18 protein-coding genes and 1 pseudogene are annotated in these 17,441 nt (G+C 37.5%); 14 read left to right on the top strand and 5 right to left on the bottom strand.

The features are described from left to right. Positions 1–4 precede the first annotated feature (4 nt). The 3 genes from CLU83_RS12185 to hemL all read left to right on the top strand — a co-directional run bounded on the left by CLU83_RS12185 (position 5) and on the right by hemL (position 3,117). Positions 5–895, top strand: a complete 891-nt coding sequence (locus CLU83_RS12185) for a 1-aminocyclopropane-1-carboxylate deaminase/D-cysteine desulfhydrase (RefSeq protein ID WP_100431862.1) — start codon at positions 5–7, stop codon at positions 893–895. Between the two features lie 29 nt (positions 896–924). Beyond that, the gene (locus CLU83_RS12180; protein ID WP_100431861.1) at positions 925–1,749 is read left to right on the top strand and encodes a glucosaminidase domain-containing protein; all 825 of its coding nucleotides are present in this window, start codon (positions 925–927) and stop codon (positions 1,747–1,749) included. A gap of 81 nt (positions 1,750–1,830) precedes the next feature. Further along, positions 1,831–3,117: a glutamate-1-semialdehyde 2,1-aminomutase gene (gene hemL, locus CLU83_RS12175; RefSeq protein WP_100431860.1), complete on the top strand. Its 1,287-nt coding sequence runs from the start codon at positions 1,831–1,833 to the stop codon at positions 3,115–3,117. Between the two features lie 95 nt (positions 3,118–3,212). Here hemL and CLU83_RS12170 read toward each other — a convergent pair whose 3' ends face one another. Beyond that, positions 3,213–3,662, bottom strand: a complete 450-nt coding sequence (locus CLU83_RS12170; RefSeq protein ID WP_100431859.1) for a hypothetical protein — start codon at positions 3,660–3,662, stop codon at positions 3,213–3,215. A gap of 238 nt (positions 3,663–3,900) precedes the next feature. Here CLU83_RS12170 and glp point away from each other — a divergent pair, with 238 nt between their 5' ends. Beyond that, positions 3,901–5,070 carry a gephyrin-like molybdotransferase Glp gene (glp, locus tag CLU83_RS12165; protein WP_100431858.1) on the top strand — a complete coding sequence of 390 codons (1,170 nt, stop codon included), beginning with the start codon at positions 3,901–3,903 and terminating at the stop codon, positions 5,068–5,070. 15 nt (positions 5,071–5,085) lie between these two features. On the opposite strand, the pseudogene CLU83_RS12160 reads toward glp, so the two are convergent. After that, positions 5,086–5,600 (bottom strand): annotated as a pseudogene (locus tag CLU83_RS12160) (N-acetyltransferase family protein). Between the two features lie 253 nt (positions 5,601–5,853). Here CLU83_RS12160 and CLU83_RS12155 point away from each other — a divergent pair. Then, positions 5,854–6,513 (top strand): HAD family phosphatase, encoded by a 660-nt coding sequence (locus CLU83_RS12155; RefSeq protein WP_100433718.1) that lies wholly within the window; start codon positions 5,854–5,856, stop codon positions 6,511–6,513. A 228-nt stretch (positions 6,514–6,741) separates the two neighbouring features. Here CLU83_RS12155 and CLU83_RS12150 read toward each other — a convergent pair whose 3' ends face one another. After that, entirely contained in the window at positions 6,742–7,866 is a 1,125-nt protein-coding gene (locus CLU83_RS12150) for an AI-2E family transporter (protein ID WP_100431857.1), read from the bottom strand. A gap of 271 nt (positions 7,867–8,137) precedes the next feature. Here CLU83_RS12150 and glgA point away from each other — a divergent pair, with 271 nt between their 5' ends. Next, the gene (gene glgA, locus CLU83_RS12145; RefSeq protein ID WP_100431856.1) at positions 8,138–9,364 is read left to right on the top strand and encodes a glycogen synthase; all 1,227 of its coding nucleotides are present in this window, start codon (positions 8,138–8,140) and stop codon (positions 9,362–9,364) included. Between the two features lie 197 nt (positions 9,365–9,561). Here glgA and CLU83_RS12140 read toward each other — a convergent pair whose 3' ends face one another. Both CLU83_RS12140 and CLU83_RS12135 read right to left on the bottom strand, forming a co-directional pair. After that, positions 9,562–9,969 carry a hypothetical protein gene (locus CLU83_RS12140; RefSeq protein WP_100431855.1) on the bottom strand — a complete coding sequence of 136 codons (408 nt, stop codon included), beginning with the start codon at positions 9,967–9,969 and terminating at the stop codon, positions 9,562–9,564. Positions 9,970–10,037: 68 nt separating this feature from the next. Next, positions 10,038–10,856, bottom strand: coding sequence for a DUF5995 family protein (locus tag CLU83_RS12135; RefSeq protein ID WP_232727082.1), 819 nt, complete (start codon positions 10,854–10,856; stop codon positions 10,038–10,040). 462 nt (positions 10,857–11,318) lie between these two features. Here CLU83_RS12135 and CLU83_RS12130 point away from each other — a divergent pair, with 462 nt between their 5' ends. The 8 genes from CLU83_RS12130 (at position 11,319) to CLU83_RS12095 (ending at position 17,333) form a co-directional block, all read left to right on the top strand. After that, positions 11,319–11,648 carry a winged helix-turn-helix domain-containing protein gene (locus CLU83_RS12130; protein WP_232727081.1) on the top strand — a complete coding sequence of 110 codons (330 nt, stop codon included), beginning with the start codon at positions 11,319–11,321 and terminating at the stop codon, positions 11,646–11,648. Positions 11,649–11,656: 8 nt separating this feature from the next. Then, entirely contained in the window at positions 11,657–12,226 is a 570-nt protein-coding gene (locus CLU83_RS12125; protein ID WP_100431853.1) for a molybdenum cofactor guanylyltransferase, read from the top strand. Beyond that, on the top strand, positions 12,223–12,465 hold the full coding sequence (locus CLU83_RS12120; protein WP_100431852.1) for a MoaD/ThiS family protein: 243 nt from the start codon (positions 12,223–12,225) through the stop codon (positions 12,463–12,465). The genes CLU83_RS12125 and CLU83_RS12120 overlap by 4 nt, the downstream gene beginning before the upstream one ends. Positions 12,466–12,595: 130 nt before the next feature. Beyond that, entirely contained in the window at positions 12,596–13,660 is a 1,065-nt protein-coding gene (locus tag CLU83_RS12115) for a HesA/MoeB/ThiF family protein (RefSeq protein ID WP_100431851.1), read from the top strand. An 86-nt stretch (positions 13,661–13,746) separates the two neighbouring features. Beyond that, the gene (locus CLU83_RS12110) at positions 13,747–14,256 is read left to right on the top strand and encodes a molybdenum cofactor biosynthesis protein MoaE (protein WP_100431850.1); all 510 of its coding nucleotides are present in this window, start codon (positions 13,747–13,749) and stop codon (positions 14,254–14,256) included. A gap of 109 nt (positions 14,257–14,365) precedes the next feature. Continuing rightward, on the top strand, positions 14,366–15,280 hold the full coding sequence (moaCB, locus tag CLU83_RS12105; protein ID WP_100431849.1) for a bifunctional molybdenum cofactor biosynthesis protein MoaC/MoaB: 915 nt from the start codon (positions 14,366–14,368) through the stop codon (positions 15,278–15,280). Then, positions 15,270–16,277 (top strand): GTP 3',8-cyclase MoaA, encoded by a 1,008-nt coding sequence (gene moaA / locus CLU83_RS12100; RefSeq protein WP_100431848.1) that lies wholly within the window; start codon positions 15,270–15,272, stop codon positions 16,275–16,277. Before moaCB ends, moaA begins: the two co-directional genes overlap by 11 nt. Positions 16,278–16,382: 105 nt before the next feature. Further along, positions 16,383–17,333: a TIGR01212 family radical SAM protein gene (locus CLU83_RS12095; RefSeq protein WP_100431847.1), complete on the top strand. Its 951-nt coding sequence runs from the start codon at positions 16,383–16,385 to the stop codon at positions 17,331–17,333. Positions 17,334–17,441 lie beyond the last annotated feature (108 nt).

The raw sequence follows: 17,441 nt of genomic DNA, 5'->3' as shown, positions 1-17,441 counted from the left end.
AGAGTTGAACCAGAAAATAACATACCAACTGCCTAATGGAGTTACACTCGAAATAAAGCGGGAAGATTTGCTTCACTCCTATATATCAGGAAATAAATTCAGGAAAATGAAGTACAATCTGCTTCAGGCAAAGGCAGAGAATCAAGAAACTCTTCTCACTTTTGGCGGAGCTTATTCCAACCATATTTCGGCAGTTGCTTATGCGGGCAAAGAGCAGGGATTCAAAACCATTGGAGTAATCCGTGGTGACGAGTTGGGTGATAAAATTGCCGAAAACCCAACTTTGAGTTTTGCACAGGAATGCGGCATGCACTTCGAGTTTGTGACTAGAGAAGCTTATCGATTCAAAACGGAGCCTGATTTTATCGCAAATCTAAAAGATAAATTTGGTTCGTTTTATTTAGTGCCTGAGGGAGGAACAAATAAATATGCAATAAAAGGATGCGAAGAAATTTTGACTGAAGAAGATGCAAAGTTTGATTACGTATGTTGTGCTGTAGGAACAGGAGGAACCATTTCTGGAATTATTAACAGTGCGTTGCCACATCAAAAAGTTTTGGGATTTCCTGCTTTAAAAGGAGACTTTTTAAAAGATGAAATTCGTAAATTTGCGGCTAGCAAAAATTGGGAATTAATAACAGACTATCATTTTGGAGGCTACGGAAAGGTAGATGAAGATCTGATTCAGTTTATAAATCAGTTTTACAAACAAACACAAGTGCCATTAGACCCAGTTTATACTGGAAAGATGGTTTTTGGCGTTATAGATTTAATTCAGAAAAACTATTTTCCCAATAATGCCAAAATTCTATTGATTCACACCGGAGGATTACAGGGAATTCAGGGAATGAATGCGCTTTTGAAAAATAAAAACAAAACATTGATTGATGTCTAACGGCAAAAATCAATTTCAATTATCAAAATATGGTCAAGAAAATATTTTTATTTCTCCTGATTGCAACTCTTATAAGTTGCGGTTCTTCAAAATTAACAATTCAAACCACAAAAAAACCGGTGGGATGGAAGTATTCCAAACCAATTCAAAATGGAGGTGGCGGTAAAACAGCTTCTCAGTCTTCTTCCAAAACAATATCGACCAGTGAAATAGTTAATGGATATATCGCTCAATACAATAGTGTTGCAATGAGCAATATGAAAACGTATGGAATTCCCGCAAGTATTATTTTGGCACAAGGAATTTTGGAATCAGGAGCGGGACAAAGTGATTTGGCAATGAATGCCAATAATCATTTTGGCATCAAATGCCATAACGATTGGACAGGTGATAAAATTTATAAAGATGACGATGCTGCAAATGAATGTTTTAGAAAATACAATCAGGCCTCGGAATCGTACAAAGACCACGCAATGGTTTTAACGGGTAAAAACAGGTATGCTAAATTGTTTACTTTGCCAAAAGGGGATTACGAAGCCTGGGCAAGAGGATTGAAAGATGCTGGATATGCTACCGACCCAAAATATCCTGAAAAATTAATTAATTATATTGAAACGTATAATTTACACGAATTTGATACTAAAGTTTTAGGGAAAAGCAACAGAAAAGAAGAAACGAAAGTGTTGGTACAAGATGATTTTGGTACTGACCAAGTTGGTTTGTATGAGATTCAAAAAGGAGATACTTTCTATTCGGTTTCTAAGAAATTCAATTTAACCGTAGAAGAATTAAAACAGAAAAATAATTTAACAGAGAATACCCTTTCGATAGGACAGAAGCTGATCGTCAAGTAAGTTGGCAGTGTTCGGTTTTTAGTATTCAGTCAAATACTAAATCTAAAATCTAAAGTCAAGAATCTAAAATCTAAAATTGTAATGATATACCAAAGAAGCAGTCAGCTTTTTGCTGAAGCAGAAAAAGTGATTCCAGGAGGAGTAAATTCGCCGGTAAGGGCTTTTAAAGCTGTGGGAGGAACGCCAATATTTGTAAAAAGTGCAAAAGGAGCGTATTTGTATGACGAGGACGGAAACCGATTAATCGATTATATTAATTCATGGGGACCAATGATTTTAGGTCATGCCTATGAACCTGTGGTGGAAGCCGTAATTGAAAAAGCGAAGTTGGGAACATCTTTTGGGATGCCAACCGAATTGGAAACCCAAATCGCAGCATTTGCCGTTTCTATGGTTCCGAATATTGATAAAATACGTTTTGTGAATTCGGGAACAGAGGCGTGTATGAGTGCGGTGCGTTTGGCTCGCGGATTCACCAAAAGAGATAAAATCATCAAGTTCGCTGGTTGCTATCACGGTCATTCTGATTCATTTTTGATTCAGGCGGGAAGCGGGGCAGTTACTTTTGGAACACCAAACAGTCCTGGTGTAACAGCTGGAACAGCCAAAGATACGTTGCTTGCCAAATACAATGATTTGGAAAACGTAAAAACTTTGATTGAAGCCAATAAAAATGAAATAGCGGCTATAATTGTTGAGCCTGTTGCTGGAAATATGGGATGTATTCCACCGGTAAAAGGATTTTTGGAAGGTCTGCGCGAGTTGTGTACCGCAAACGGAATTCTGCTGATTTTTGATGAAGTAATGACTGGTTTCAGATTGGCCAGAGGCGGTGTGCAGGAACTGTTTAATATCAATGCGGATATCGTTTGTTTCGGAAAAGTAATCGGAGGCGGATTGCCTGTTGGGGCTTTTGCTGCACGCGCCGAAATTATGAATTACCTAGCTCCATTGGGGCCAGTTTATCAAGCGGGAACTTTGTCCGGGAATCCGTTGGCTATGGCGGCGGGATTGGCGATGCTGCAGGCATTAGACAGCGACCGTGAAATTTTCAAAAGACTGGAAGAGAAAACAGCTTATTTAGGCGCAGGAATCGAAAGAGTCTTGAAAGCAAACAATGTCGTTTTTACAATCAATAGAATTGGTTCAATGATTTCAGTTCATTTTGATGCCAATCCTGTAACCGATTTTCAATCTGCTGGAGCGGGAGACAATGAAACCTTCAAGAAATTCTTCCACGGACTGGTAGCCGAAGGAGTTTATATCGCGCCATCAGCTTATGAAACTTGGTTTATAACTGATGCATTGACTTATGAAGACTTGGATTTTACAATTCAAGCGATTGATAAAGTTTCAAAAGCATTTTAAATAGACCATTAAATAAAATTCCGTTAATTAGCACAAATTGATTCGTGCTAATTAGCGGAATTGCTGTTTGATTTGGGTAAATGAAATTATATTTTTTACATCTCTTCTCTTCTTTCTTCTCTTCTTTCTTTTATTTTATCTCTCATTTTGTCTTTGTTCTCTTCTCTTGTTTCACCCCATTTTTTATATTGATCGGCAGATAAGATGGCTTTCATTTTTGCTTCAGTATCTGCTTTTTCAGCCTGCATTTTGGTTTTAAAAGCTTCTCTTTCTTCGGCTGTCATTTTTTGACCGCCAGATTTACGGGTTTCTCTTTGCGCTCTTGCTTCTTGCGCTTTTGCGCTTTTCTCTGCCAAAATTTTGCCTACGGCTTCCTGTTGTTTGGCGTCCAGTGTTAATTCCTTTGTTAGACGGGCCAGCTGTTTTTCCTGACGCTGTTCTGGAGTCATTTTTTCCATGTTGGGATTGTTTGGTGCTGTGGTGATTTCTTGTGCAAATCCAGATACTCCTATACCAAATACTAGGGCAATAATTAATGTTTTCATGTTTATTTTTTTTAAGTTGTACTTGTAAGACAGATTTAACCAACAAAGGTTTAATGGCTTAACTTTAATTTAGGATAAATGTCAGCTGGCAATAGTATTGATGTCCAAAAGGTATTGTTTCAGGATGCATAAATTTTGTAACAAAAGAAAGTATGAATGTTTGCTAAGTTTTATACAGATGATTACCATATAATCATTTCCGAATCGTATTTTTGAAAATCAATATAATCCCAAGCACATGATTTCTGTACAAGAAGCCTTTTCGATATTGCAGGCAAATTTGCCAGTATTGCCACAAACAGAGTATTCTCTTTTTCAAGCGAGAAAACATATTTTGGCACAATCACTGACGTCGCCAATTAACATGCCGCCTTTTCGACAGTCGGCGATGGATGGTTATGCTTTATGTCTGCATGATGCTTTGCAGTATGAAATTATCGGCGAAGTGAAAGCGGGAGATTCTCACAGAGTTGAACTGCTTCCCGGCCAAGCCGTAAAGATTTTTACGGGAGCAGCAGTACCCGATTCGGCACAAGCGATGATCCAGATTGAAAAGGTTACGGCTAATGGAAGGCAATTGTTAGTGGATGAATTGGTACTTCCCGAAACGAATATCAGACCTATTGGCGAACAAATTTCGACAGGGGATTTAGCACTTGAAAAAGGCAAGGTTTTGAATGCAGCTGCGATTGGTTTTTTGGCAGGACTTGGTTTTACAAAAGTCAGCGTTTATCAAAAGCCAAAAGTTGGAATTGTGGTTACAGGCAATGAGCTGTCCAAACCGGGGACATCGCTTGAATATGGGAAAGTGTATGAGAGCAACGGAATTATGCTGCAATCGGCATTGATGGATGCTCATTACGATACAGTTGCTTTATATGAAGTCAATGACGATTTTGAAAACACTAGAAATAAATTGCAAGAAGCTTTAACTGCCAATGATGTAGTATTGGTTTCTGGAGGAATATCGGTTGGTGACTATGATTTTGTAGCGAGGGCTTTGAAAGAACTTGAAGTGGAAACTTTATTTTATAAAGTAAATCAAAAACCTGGAAAACCTTTATTTGCTGGAAAATTAAAAGACAAGATGGTTTTTGCATTGCCAGGAAACCCTGCCGCTTGCCTGACTTGTTTTTATGTGTATGTTCTGCCTACATTGGCAATATTATCTGGTGCGGAAGCTAATTATCAGCAAGCGGTTTTATTGTCTATTGCCCATGATTATGAAGTGAGAAATACACGGTCTCAATTTTTGAAAGCGAATATTACTAACGGAGAAGCAGAAATTTTGACGCACCAAAATTCATCAATGCTCAATTCTTTTTCTGTTGCTAATGGACTGGTTTATGTTCCTGATGGAAATTATGAATTGAAAAAAGGGGATAAAGTTGAGGTGTATTTGTTGTAGGCTGTTTTTAGAATTTTAGTTGTCTTTAGTGAGTATTTTTTCAAATGCTTTTCTTTCACCGCCTCTAAAATATACTTTACCGCAATATTTATAACCTGATTTTTCAAAGATTTTCAGCATGGCGATATTATCAAAATTGGTATCAGCTTTGACGCTGTATATGTTATTGCTTAGCGCAAATTCTTCAATATATTCAAGTATTTTTTTGCCAAGCCTTTTCCCAGATAATTTTCTGAAAGAGCTACTCTGTGGAATACTACGAAGTCATTATTTGATAGCCATTCGCCTTTTATTTTTGCGTATTCAGGTTCGTTATTTATCAATATTGCGGTATAACCTATAATAGTTTCTCCATCAGTCAAAACAAATCCCTGACCTGATTTAATGTCTTTTCGAACCACTTCAGGATTTGGATAACCATTCTGCCATTGCTCGCTTCCATCTTGTTTTCTTCGGGCTATTGCCTGTCGCAAAATATCCCATGCTGCAGGAATTTCAGAAGTTGTGGCTTTTCTAAAGGAATAATTCATTTTGTAAATATATTGTATTTAAATTTTTAGTTTTCTTATAAAGCATAAACCTAATAAAAATCCCTCGGATTTTTCCGTAAATATCTTTAAAATTTGACTCAAAAACCAGCTCCAAAAATTTTTGGGATTGAGAAGCGTATGGATTGAAAAGACTTTGTTGGGCTGGAAAAATTAAATTTTTGTTTCAGGCTTTAGGTTTCAAAAAACATAAATGATTGTAACTTGCAGTTTTTTAAAACAACAACTAAATATAATGAAGCAGCAATGTGTAATTTTTGATATGGACGGCGTAATCTGTCACACCAATCCAGATCATGGCAAGGCTTTTGAAGCATTTTTCGATAAGTATCAAATTCCTCACTCCCAACAAGAGTTTGAAGAGCATATGTACGGAAAACATAATGGCTATATCATGACGCATTTCTTTAAGCGTTCAATTGCCGGAGATGAACTTAAAAAATTGGAAGATGAAAAAGAATCGATGTTTCGTGAAATTTATAAAGATAAAGTAGAGACAATTCCATATTATCTGCAGTTTTTGGAGGAACTTAAATCTCATGGTTTTAAAACTGCTGTTGCGACATCTGCACCGCGGGCCAATCTTGATTTGATTATAAATGCTTTAAAAATTGAAAACAAAATGGACTCGATGATGGCAAGTCAGGACGTTCAGTATCATAAACCCAATCCGGAAGTTTATCTAAAATCTGCAGAACGCGTTGGTGTTGCCCCGTCTGACTGTGTTGTTTTTGAAGATTCTTTTTCGGGAGTTACGGCAGGTCTTAATGCGGGGATGAAAGTAGTTGGCGTTTTGAGCTCACATACAAAGGAGCAATTGCCTCCGTGTGACTTTTACATTAATGATTACAGCGAAGTAAATGTGGACAAGATTTTGGAATTATTGAATAGTTAAATTTTTGTGAGTTATTCAAACAACAAATATTTCTGGTTTTGATTAAAGTTCTTATGACTCGCGTGAAGGATAGAAGCAATCCGCCGCTGCGGAGCGTATAGCCTGACAGTATAAAGGAAAGGGAGCGACTCACCGCAGTGTGATGAGTTGCTCCCTTTTTTTTATGGTGGCACGCCCAAATGATCTTTTGGCGAACTGATGAAGTAAATTGAAATGATTGATAAAGACCTATTCTTCTGCCTCTAATTGTGATTCGCCTATTTGCAATTCTTCTATTTGTGGTTCTTCATTGATATCGATCCATGAAAGGAAAAATTTATAGCCTAAAGTCAGGATTACCGCTCCCAAGAATAATCCAATAAAACCGTTGTAAATGAATCCGCCGATGGCTCCTAGGAATATCACCAGCATAGGTGCTGGCGGATTGCCTCTTCCGAGGAATATTGGCTTTAGAATATTGTCGGAAATTAAAGTGATTCCAACCCAAATCGCCAGTATGGTTGAGGTTGTGGCATCGGTTACGGAATACATATAAATGACTACCGGGATGGCAACGGGACCAATTCCTACTTGTATTATGGCAAGAAATAGACAGATAATCGTGAAAATTCCAGCAAATGGAACGCCAACAATGAAGAATCCTACTCCTATCATAAGCGCTTGAATTAAGGCTACGCCCAAGAATCCTTTCACCACATTTCGGATGGTAATTACGGTGACTTCTGCATAGTGCTCGCCATTGGAACCTATCAGTTTTATAAAAATATTTTTGGAAACTTTGACCAGCGATTCGGAATACAATAATAGTCCCATGGCAATGACAATCGAGACAATAAACTGCAGAATCCCTTTGCCAATTCCGGCTAGCGAAAGCAACAGCCATGCACCAGCTACTTTTAATTGTTCCGAGTATTTGAGTGCTACTTTGGAAATATCTTTGGAGGCAGATGCCCATATTTCTACTATAGGTTTTGTTATCGTTGGCCAGCTTTTGGTAGTTTCTCCTGGAGGCGGGATTAAGTGTTCATTGGTTTGATAGTAGTGGGCGAAATTATTGATTTCTTCATATAAAGACTGAGTGATGAGTACGCTGGGAACGACCAAAATAGTAAGTAATAAGAGAGCGACAAATATGGTGGCTAAAACTTTTCTGCCTTTAAATAAACGCACTACCCTTTCGTAAACCGGACTGAAAGCTATGGCGATAACTATCGCCCAAATTATAATTAAAACAAACGGTTTTAAAATATCATAACACCAGCCGATTAGCAGGAAGAGTACACCAAGACGAATAATGGTATCGGCAATTTTTTCGAAATTCAATCCGTAGAAATTTGAGTTCTTCTGATTCATTTTTGTTTTTTTTGGTTGAAAAAGGAAACGGTATTATTATGCTAAACTAGTTAAAATGTTTGTAATTATTGTCATTAAATAATGATGTCTTTTGTGAAAAATTTATGTTTTTTATTGGTTGAACCCAAAAAAGTTTAAAAAAATAATGAAAGGTTTCCGTGTAAATACATTACGGTTTCGTATTTTTACTAAATTGACATTTTGATGCAGTTCAATGCTTTAATGACTTGTTTGTTTGTTCCAAAATATTGTAAATCAAAAAACACACTAAATGAAGATAGCACTTTATACCAACGAATTTCCTCCAAATATTTACGGCGGAGCAGGAGTACATATTGATTTTTTGAGTCAAGAATTGGCCAAATTGGGACAAGTTGAGGTTCGGTGTTTTGGTGACCAAAAAGAAAACCGGGAATCGATGCACGTAGAAGGTATTAATTCGTGTTTAACTAAAATGGCGGATGCCGAAAACGAACACATCAAGATGTTTCATAACCTAAGCCGAAATGTTGAAATGGCTCAGGCTACTCCAAAAGCCGATATTGTGCATTGCCATACTTGGTACACACATTTGGCTGGTGTTTTTACGAGAGAATTGCTACAGGTGCCGTTGATATTGACTACGCATAGTCTGGAAACGCACCGTCCTTGGAAAGTGGAGCAACTGGGTAACGGTTATTTTATGTCCAGATGGATTGAAACTAATGCCTATAAGTCTGCCGACGGAATCGTTGCCGTAAGTGAACAAATGAAAACCGATGTGGTGGAAGCTTATGGAGTTGACCCGAAAAAAGTAACTGTAATCCATAACGGAATTGATCCTGAATTTTACAAGCCTACTTTTGACGAAACTTTATTGAGAGAATATGGAATTGATCCAAACATTCCGTTTGTGCTTTTCGTAGGCCGAATTACCCGCCAAAAAGGGATTTCACAATTGATAGAAGCAGCCCAATATTTTAATGAAGATTGCCAGATTGTGCTTTGCGCCGGTGCTCCCGATACTGAAGAAATTGCTCAGGAAACTTCAGCACTTATCGATCAATTGAAAGCTAAAAGAAAAGGAGTGATCTTAATTTCGGAAATGCTGCCCCGCGAAAAAGTCAAAGTGCTGTACAGTCATGCCAGAGTTTTTGCCTGTCCTTCGTTGTATGAGCCTTTCGGAATTATAAATTTGGAAGCGATGGCTTGCGAAACGCCCGTTGTAGGCAGTCATGTAGGCGGAATCCCGGAAATAATTGTAGAAGGAGAAACAGGATATTTGATTCCGCTGGAGAGTGTTTCGAGAACCAATTTTAATCCGCTGAATCCATTAGTTTTTCAACAGGCATTTGCTCATAAAGTAAATTTATTGCTGGATCATCCAGAACTGGCAAACGCTATGGGCAAAGCTGGCCGTGAAAGGGTTTTGCGAAAATTCAGCTGGGGATCGATCGCAAAAACCACATTTAACTATTATCAGGAAGTTATTGCCCGATTTGAAAAAGAAACGGCTTAGATTAACTAGGAGATAATTAACCGCAAGGTTCGCAAGGCAAGCGCTATGAACGCAAAGCTTTGCAAACCTTGCGTTTTTTCTTTGTGTGCTTTGTGTTTAAATTCAGCCACGAGTTTCACGGATTCAGACGGATTAAATTAATGCAAAGCTTTGTGAGCCTTGTGGTTTTTCTTTGTGTGCGGTTTGAATTCATAGTTTTATTTTTTTCGTTTAAATGTAAATCCTTTTATTAAAATTTCTTTTTCCATATTTCCGTTTGGATTTCTAGAATAATACACTATTTTCTTTTTTGAAATTTTGAGACAATGCATTTCAAATATTTCTGTTCTATTTATTGAATCAATAAAAACATAAAAATTTCCTTTTTTAGAAATTCTTCTCGTTTCTTTAGTTGGTTTATATTTTTTATAATTTTTCCACTCTTTTATATTTGGGAGTTTATAATCAAATCGGGTAAAGATTGTATCGTTTAATATTAAAATTTCTGCTACAAAGTAACTATAAACGGTACTATAATTATGTCCTCGTCCGAAATACAATTTTTTAGAATGTTGTGCATTCAAAAAAGTTGAAATTAAAAGAAAGAAAAAAATTAATTTTTTCATTGTTTTTGATCGATGTTTATGACTCTAAGCTTTGTGAACCTTGCGTTTTTTCTTTGTGTTCTTTGCGGTTAAATCGGCTGTACAGCACATTCAGGAGTTACAACGGTTTCAGTTATTGGGTTGTATTCTACTTTACTTAATTCAATAATTTTTTGAGCAACGGTTCCTTTTTCAAATAATCGAATGAGTTTGAAAACACTGCTTACAAAATAACCTGGATTTGATACTAATCGGGCTATCTTGGTAATTTTGATATCTCTTTCTTGTATGGAGGCTTCTCTTTGATTTTCTGGAAGAAGGACAAATTCAGTAGCGTATTTCCATGCACCGTCTCTTGCGGTTTTCATGCTAAAGTCAATAAAGAAATTGTCTATTTTACCTGATAATTTCAATATGTAAGTAAGTGTTGGCCATATTTCTACTAAGCATTTTTCAACACCATTGACTAGATTGCTTAAAATATCATTGATTTTATTATAATCAGAATGTAAATCAAAAATGCTTTCAGGAGTGCTGACTTGTGCGCAGGCTATTCCTAAATCTAAATTCACATGTGCATTAATTCCAAGTAGTAAATGCTGTACTACAATAGGCCAATATTCTTCGCTTTTGACAAAAGAAAATTTCCAGCATTCTGAACATTTTTCTTTGGCTTGAAATTGGTAATAGGCCTTTAAATAGCGATTGGCAAAAATAACATCTAGTTTTTCCATTCGTTCAGGATTTTGGAACAAACCTGTTTCGATACCGTTTTTTATTTGCATCGTAACTTCTCTATACAAAGTGGCAAATAATCCTATAGCACATTGGTCGAATTTTGATTTTTCAATAATCTCATCCAAACATTGGATAACTTCCTTTATAGTAGTGGCTTGTTTTGTGTTCATTTTTAATGGTTTATGGTTATAATGGTTGAGCGAATATAATTATTTTTTGTTTTCAAGTGTATTTTTTTGATGTAATTATCGGATAAATTTTAAACCCAGAATCCGCATTAGACTTCGTAACGAAGCTGAATTATTCAATAAAAGCAAGAGCTCACGGACTATTTTTGAAGAAGGAATACTTTTGTCTTTCGATTTTAAAAATAGGAGTAAGTTCTTGGTTTTGAAGAAGAATTCAGATGCAGTAGATTTCTAATGCGGATTCTGGGTTAAAAGAGAACATGGAATATAGTGTTAGAAATTTAAAATAATTAGCCTTTTTAATTTTCTGTTTTTATATTAAAAGTTTGTAAGTCGACTCAATTATCGTTTTTATAACAAAAAATAACCGATTGAGGTATTTTTTTATTTTTTAGAAATAATCATTTCGTTATATTTGCAAAAGTACAACGAAACGAAACAATTTTGAAAATCAAGAGCAAAATTTGGATAGAAACTGATGATGGAATTCTCATCAGTGAGGGACGCATTCAATTATTGAAGCTGATTGAATCCACAGGTTCGCTCAATAAAGCATCAAAGCAAATGAATATTTCATACCAAAAAGCGTGGAAATTAGTCGATGCGTCAAACAAAGCTTCCAAAGAACCGCTAATTGCGACTCAAGTCGGAGGGAATAAAGGCGGAGGAACTGTCATAACTCCTTACGGGAAATCATTAATTGAGTCTTTTGAAGCTATCAATGTTGCTTGTTGGAAATTTCTGGATGAACAGCTTAAGCAGTATTCTTTATAAATCAAATTATGGAAAATAAAATAACGGCGATAGTATTGGCCGGCGGAAAAAGCCAGCGTATGGGAACCGATAAAGGGATGTTGGATTTGAATGGAAAGACATTTATTCAGCACATTTGTGATGCCTTACAGCCAATTGTAGATTCCAATATTTTGATAGTATCTGCCAATAAGGAATACGATGCTTTAGGTTTTTCCAGAGTGGAAGACATCATTGAAAACAAAGGGCCAGTTGGAGGGCTTTATACGGCGTTAATGGAATCAAAAACCAAAGTCAACCTGGTTTTAAGTATTGATGTGCCTCTGGTTTCGACTGAATTATTAGAATGGCTGATAAAAAACCACGACGAAACATATATGATTACGCAAACCAAAAGTGGAGATAAAATAAATCCATTAATAGGAGTTTATGATCGCTCGATGCGAATTGTCTTCGGGGAGCATATGGCAGGAAACCAATTAAAATTAAGACAGGTGATTGAGGATGTTAAACACCAAACTATTGAAGTTCCTGAATTATGGAACCATCAATTGCAAAATATAAACACACCAGAAGAATATCAAAATTTAAGTAAATGACCATAACACTAAAATATTTTGGTTTACTAGCTGATATCACCCAATTGAAAGAGGAGCAATTCACTTTCGATGAAGATACTATTTTGGTTTCGGCATTGAAATCAAAAATCGAAAGCAGTTATCCAAAAATACAAAACACTGCTTATAATATTGCAGTTAACCAAACGATTGTTGATTTTCGAGCCACAATTAAAGATCAGGATGTGGTTGCTTTTCTGCCACCGTTCGCGGGAGGATAAGAATTTTAGAATTCAGATATTTAAAGAAAAACTATTGTGAACTTCTATTTTTAAGGTCAAGAAAAACATAAGAGGGAAATTGAAATAAACTTTAATGACTTAATATGTTTAAAAAAATTAATGTTTTAAAATGACAAATTCCAAACGCTATTCCAGACAAATAATTCTCCCAGAAATTGGAGAAGCAGGCCAGCAAAAATTGCAGGACGCTCATGTCTTGGTAATTGGTGCAGGCGGTTTGGGCTGTCCGGTTTTGCAGAATCTAGCTTCGACAGGAGTAGGGAATATAGGAATTGTGGATGGTGACACGGTGGACGAAACCAATCTGCACAGACAATTATTGTACACCTTAGAAGATTGCGGCAACAGTAAAGCCGAAACAGCCAAGAAAGCGATTTTGAAACTCAATCCCGAAATCACTGTGACTGTTTTTTCAGAATTTTTTACTCCACAAAATGCCACCAGAATTGTGGAAGGATACCAAATCATAGTCGATTGCACCGATGCGATTGCCGTTCGCTATTTGATTAATGATGTGTCAGTCGCCAAAAAAATTCCGATGGTGTATGCCTCAATCCATAAGTTTGAAGGTCAGGTTTCGGTATTCAATTATAAAAATGGACCAAGTTACCGTTGTTTGTTTCCTGAGCAAGAAAGTTTGGATGCGGTTCCAAATTGTGCAGAATCTGGAGTTTTAGGTATTTTGCCTAATACCTTGGGGCTGTTTCAAGCTACCGAAGTGCTTAAGATAATATTGGAAATCGGTACGGTATTGTCGGGTAAATTATTGATTTATGATGCCCTGCATTTTCAAACCCAAATTATTGATTTTGTCAAAAATCCAAAAGCAATTGAGAAGGGATTTATTAATGGAACTATGCTTTTGAACAGAAAAAAAGCAAATGAAGATTTAACACCAGAATCTTTTTTAGAAAAATGCAGTCAGTTAGGAATTGTTATTATTGACGTTCGGGAATTGGAAGAAACACCAGAGTTTAATGGAAATAATGTTATTCGGATTCCTTTGGGCGGATTGGAGGATTACAGTAAGAAATTGGATAAAAATCAAGAAATCGTTTTGTTTTGTCAAACGGGTCAGCGCAGTCAAATAGCTATGAATTATTTGCAAAAATCAGGTTTTGTCGGCGTCTTTCATTTAGCGAAAGGCATCGAATCTTTGAAAAATCAGATTTAACAGCAATATCAATATCAATAGGAAAAACAGAAATGATAAATAATCAGCGAAAATCAATGTCATTCGTGGCCAATAAATAAAAAATAATGTCAGATAAAAAAGAAAATATATCTCAATCCTCGGCTCCCTCTCCTTTGGGGAGGGTTGGGGAGGGGATAGATAGACCCAAAAAAAGCTCCTTTATTCAAGGGCAGATAACATCCGAGTTCATTGGGAATTCGATTGCAAAACACCAAAGCAAAACTACGATTGGTGCCCATAATATTTTTCTAGGCCAAGTTCGAGCCGATGTGATTGAGGGAAAAACAGTCGCCGCGATAGAATACACCGCCTACGAAGAAATGGCAGAACAAACGTTCTACGAAATTAGGGAAGTAGCTTTTGCGAAATATGAGCTTTCTTGCCTGCATATTTACCACAGTCTAGGAATTGTAAAAACAGGCGAAATATGTTTGTTTGTTTTTGTTTCAGCACCAAGACGAAAAGTGGTGTATGAAGCTTTGGAATTTTTGGTGGAAGAAATCAAAGAAAAAACTGCCGTTTTTGGCAAGGAGATTTTTGAAGACGAAAGCTATGTTTGGAAGCAGAATACTTAGAAAGAGGCAAGAAGAAAGAATGAAGATTTTAAAATTAATAGTAACTAAAAAGCTAAAAGCGGACTGCCGATAGCTAACAACTAATTACTAATCACTAGTCACTAAATAAATGGTAGATATCACCCATAAAATAATAACACAGCGCAGTGCTACAGCCCAAGCAATCGTAAAAGTAGGTTCGTTGGTAACAATGCAGGCTATTTTGGAGAAAACCGTTCCAAAAGGTGATGTATTGGAAGTAGCACGAACAGCAGGTTTGTTTGCCGTAAAAAATACCTCGAATTCCATTCCGGATTGTCATCCCATGCCGATTGAATTCACCGGAATTGAATACGAATTGCTTGAAGATTCGGTATTGATAAAAGTAACCGTCAAAGCAATTTACAGAACAGGCGTTGAGGTCGAAGCCATGCACGGCGCATCAATAGTGGCCTTGACGATGTATGATATGCTAAAACCAATCGACAAGCAAGTTGAAATTTCTACGATAAAACTGCTTCATAAAAAAGGAGGAAAATCAGATTACGGAGTTAAAGACGATCTTGATTTATCGGTAGCAGTAATCGTTTGTTCGGACAGTGTTTCCAGTGGAAAAAAAGAAGACCGAGCAGGAAAAGTTATTTCGGATAAAATCAAAAATTTGGGATTAAGCGTTTCGAGTTATTCAGTAATTCCGGATGAGGTTCTTGATATTCAGGAAACAATAAATAAGTTATGTTCCGCCAATAAAGACTTGATTATCCTCACAGGCGGAACGGGTTTGTCCAACCGTGATGTCACTCCCGAAGCCATAATCCCACTGCTCGACCGACGCATTCCGGGAATTGAGGAAGCCATTCGCTCCTACGGACAGGATAGAACTCCTTATGCGATGTTGTCCCGAAGCGTGGTGGGTTTCAAAGGCGATACGTTGATCATGGCTTTGCCGGGTTCCACAGCGGGAGCCAGCGAATCTATGGATGCCGTATTTCCTTCCATATTACATTTATTCAAAATATTAAATGGTTTCAACCATGGAAAATAACATCAATCCAATGCAGGACAACCATGGCAGAGCGCACAACTACCTCCGCATTTCGATTACAGAACACTGTAATTTGAGATGCACTTATTGTATGCCGGCCGAGGGGATTGCGCTTACTCCAAGGGCGCATCTGATGACTGCAGACGAGATTGTTACCATTGCCAAAACTTTCGTAAAACTGGGAGTGACCAAAATCCGATTGACCGGTGGTGAGCCTTTGGTACGAAAAGATGCCAAAACTATTATCGAACAATTAGGAAAACTAGGAGTCGAATTAACATTGACAACCAACGGAATCTTAGTTCACGAATTCATAGATACCTTCAGGGAAGCCGGAATTACGACTTTGAACGTGAGTATCGACAGTTTGAAAAAAGATAAATTCAACCAAATCACCCGTCGTAATTATTTTGAGAAATTAATTGAAAACCTCGATCTGCTTGAGGTAAACGGTTTCAAGGTAAAACTGAATGTAGTCGTTATCAAAGGTTTTAACGACAACGAAATCATCGATTTTATTGAAATGACCAAAGACCGAAACATCCAGATTCGGTTTATTGAGTTTATGCCTTTTGACGGCAATCAATGGAATAAAGAAAAATTGGTGAGTTATGCTGAAATCCTCGGGCAAGTCAATGCTTTTTATTCCGAACAAAAAGTAGAACGCACCCAAGACAAACCGAATGACACTGCCAAAAATCACAAAATTGAATCCTATCGAGGCAGTTTTTCGGTAATCAGTTCCGTGACCAATCCTTTTTGCAGTACCTGCAACCGCATCCGTTTAACCGCCGACGGTAAACTGAAAAACTGTCTGTTCTCGAATACCGAAACGTCATTACTCGACACCTTGCGTGCTGGAGATTCAATCGAACCGTTGATCTTCCAAAACATAAAATCCAAACACGCCATGCGTGGCGGAATGGACGATGATACTAAATTCCAAAATCCGCTTCTTTTTTCTCAGAATAGGAGCATGATCAAGATTGGGGGGTAGTTTTTTTGTTTGCGTCTTGGCGAGAGATTGTTTACTGAAACTCCATTTTAAAATCCCTGATAAAAGTCATTGTTGGCACTATATAATAGTGAATAACTTTGCAGAATGAATGCAGAAAAAGAATCCAACAAAAAAGGGTACAACAACTACGGCACGCATCTCCGCGAAAAATATAACGGAAAAAAAGTTTTCAAAGTAATTGTCGATGGCAATTTTAGCTGTCCCAATCGCGACGGATTAAAAGGCTACGGCGGTTGTACCTATTGCAATGTTGATTCCTTCACACCCGATATTTCCAGAAAAGCACCCACGATAGAAGATCAATTGCTTCAGGGAATGGAACGCGCCAAAAAATCATACAAAGCCGACCAATTCATTGTCTATTTTCAACCCAATACCAATACTTACGCCCATGTCGATTATCTCAAAACAATTTACGACCGCGCTTTGTCTTTCAATCCCGATGAGGTTGTCGGATTTTCGGTGGGGACGCGTCCCGATTGTATCGATGCCAAAAAAGTGGCATTGCTCGAAAGCTACTGCGACCGATTCGACGTTGACCTCGAAATGGGAATGGAGTCCATATACGACGAAACCTTAGAAAAAATAAACCGTGGCTGTACCCACGCCGAATTCATAACCGCCGTAGAATTATTAAAGAACAGCCCCATCGATTTGTGCGTGCACACCGTTTTCGGATTCCCTTGGGAAACCCGCGAAATGATGCTCAACTACATTAATGAAATCAACCGTTTCCCCCAAATAAAATTCGTAAAATTCCATCATCTGCACATCGTCGAAGGCTCAATCATGGGCGTGCATTACAAACGAAACCCGTTCCCGCTCTTCACTTTGGAACAATACACCGATTTGCTTTGTGGTCTCATCCCGCTTCTGCGCCCCGATATCGTCATTCAGCGCCTCTTCGGAATCTCCGATTGGGATTTGCTCATCGCCCCAAATTGGGGACTCAAAAAGTCCGAAATCCAACATTATATCGATTCCACAATCGAAAAAAGAGGTGTCATTCAAGGTTCCAAATATGTCAGTATTTAGGAACTCATATTTATAATTTTGGCCTGACCACTGTTAGAATAAAGGGTTAATTTCTTTACGGTCATTGCCTTTTTTCCTATCTGTAGTCAGGCTATCCGCGACGCTTCA

The sequence above is a fragment of the Flavobacterium sp. 1 genome (genome assembly GCF_002797935.1).
Taxonomy (GTDB): Bacteria; Bacteroidota; Bacteroidia; order Flavobacteriales; family Flavobacteriaceae; genus Flavobacterium.
This window is presented reverse-complemented; position numbering and strand designations above follow the sequence as displayed.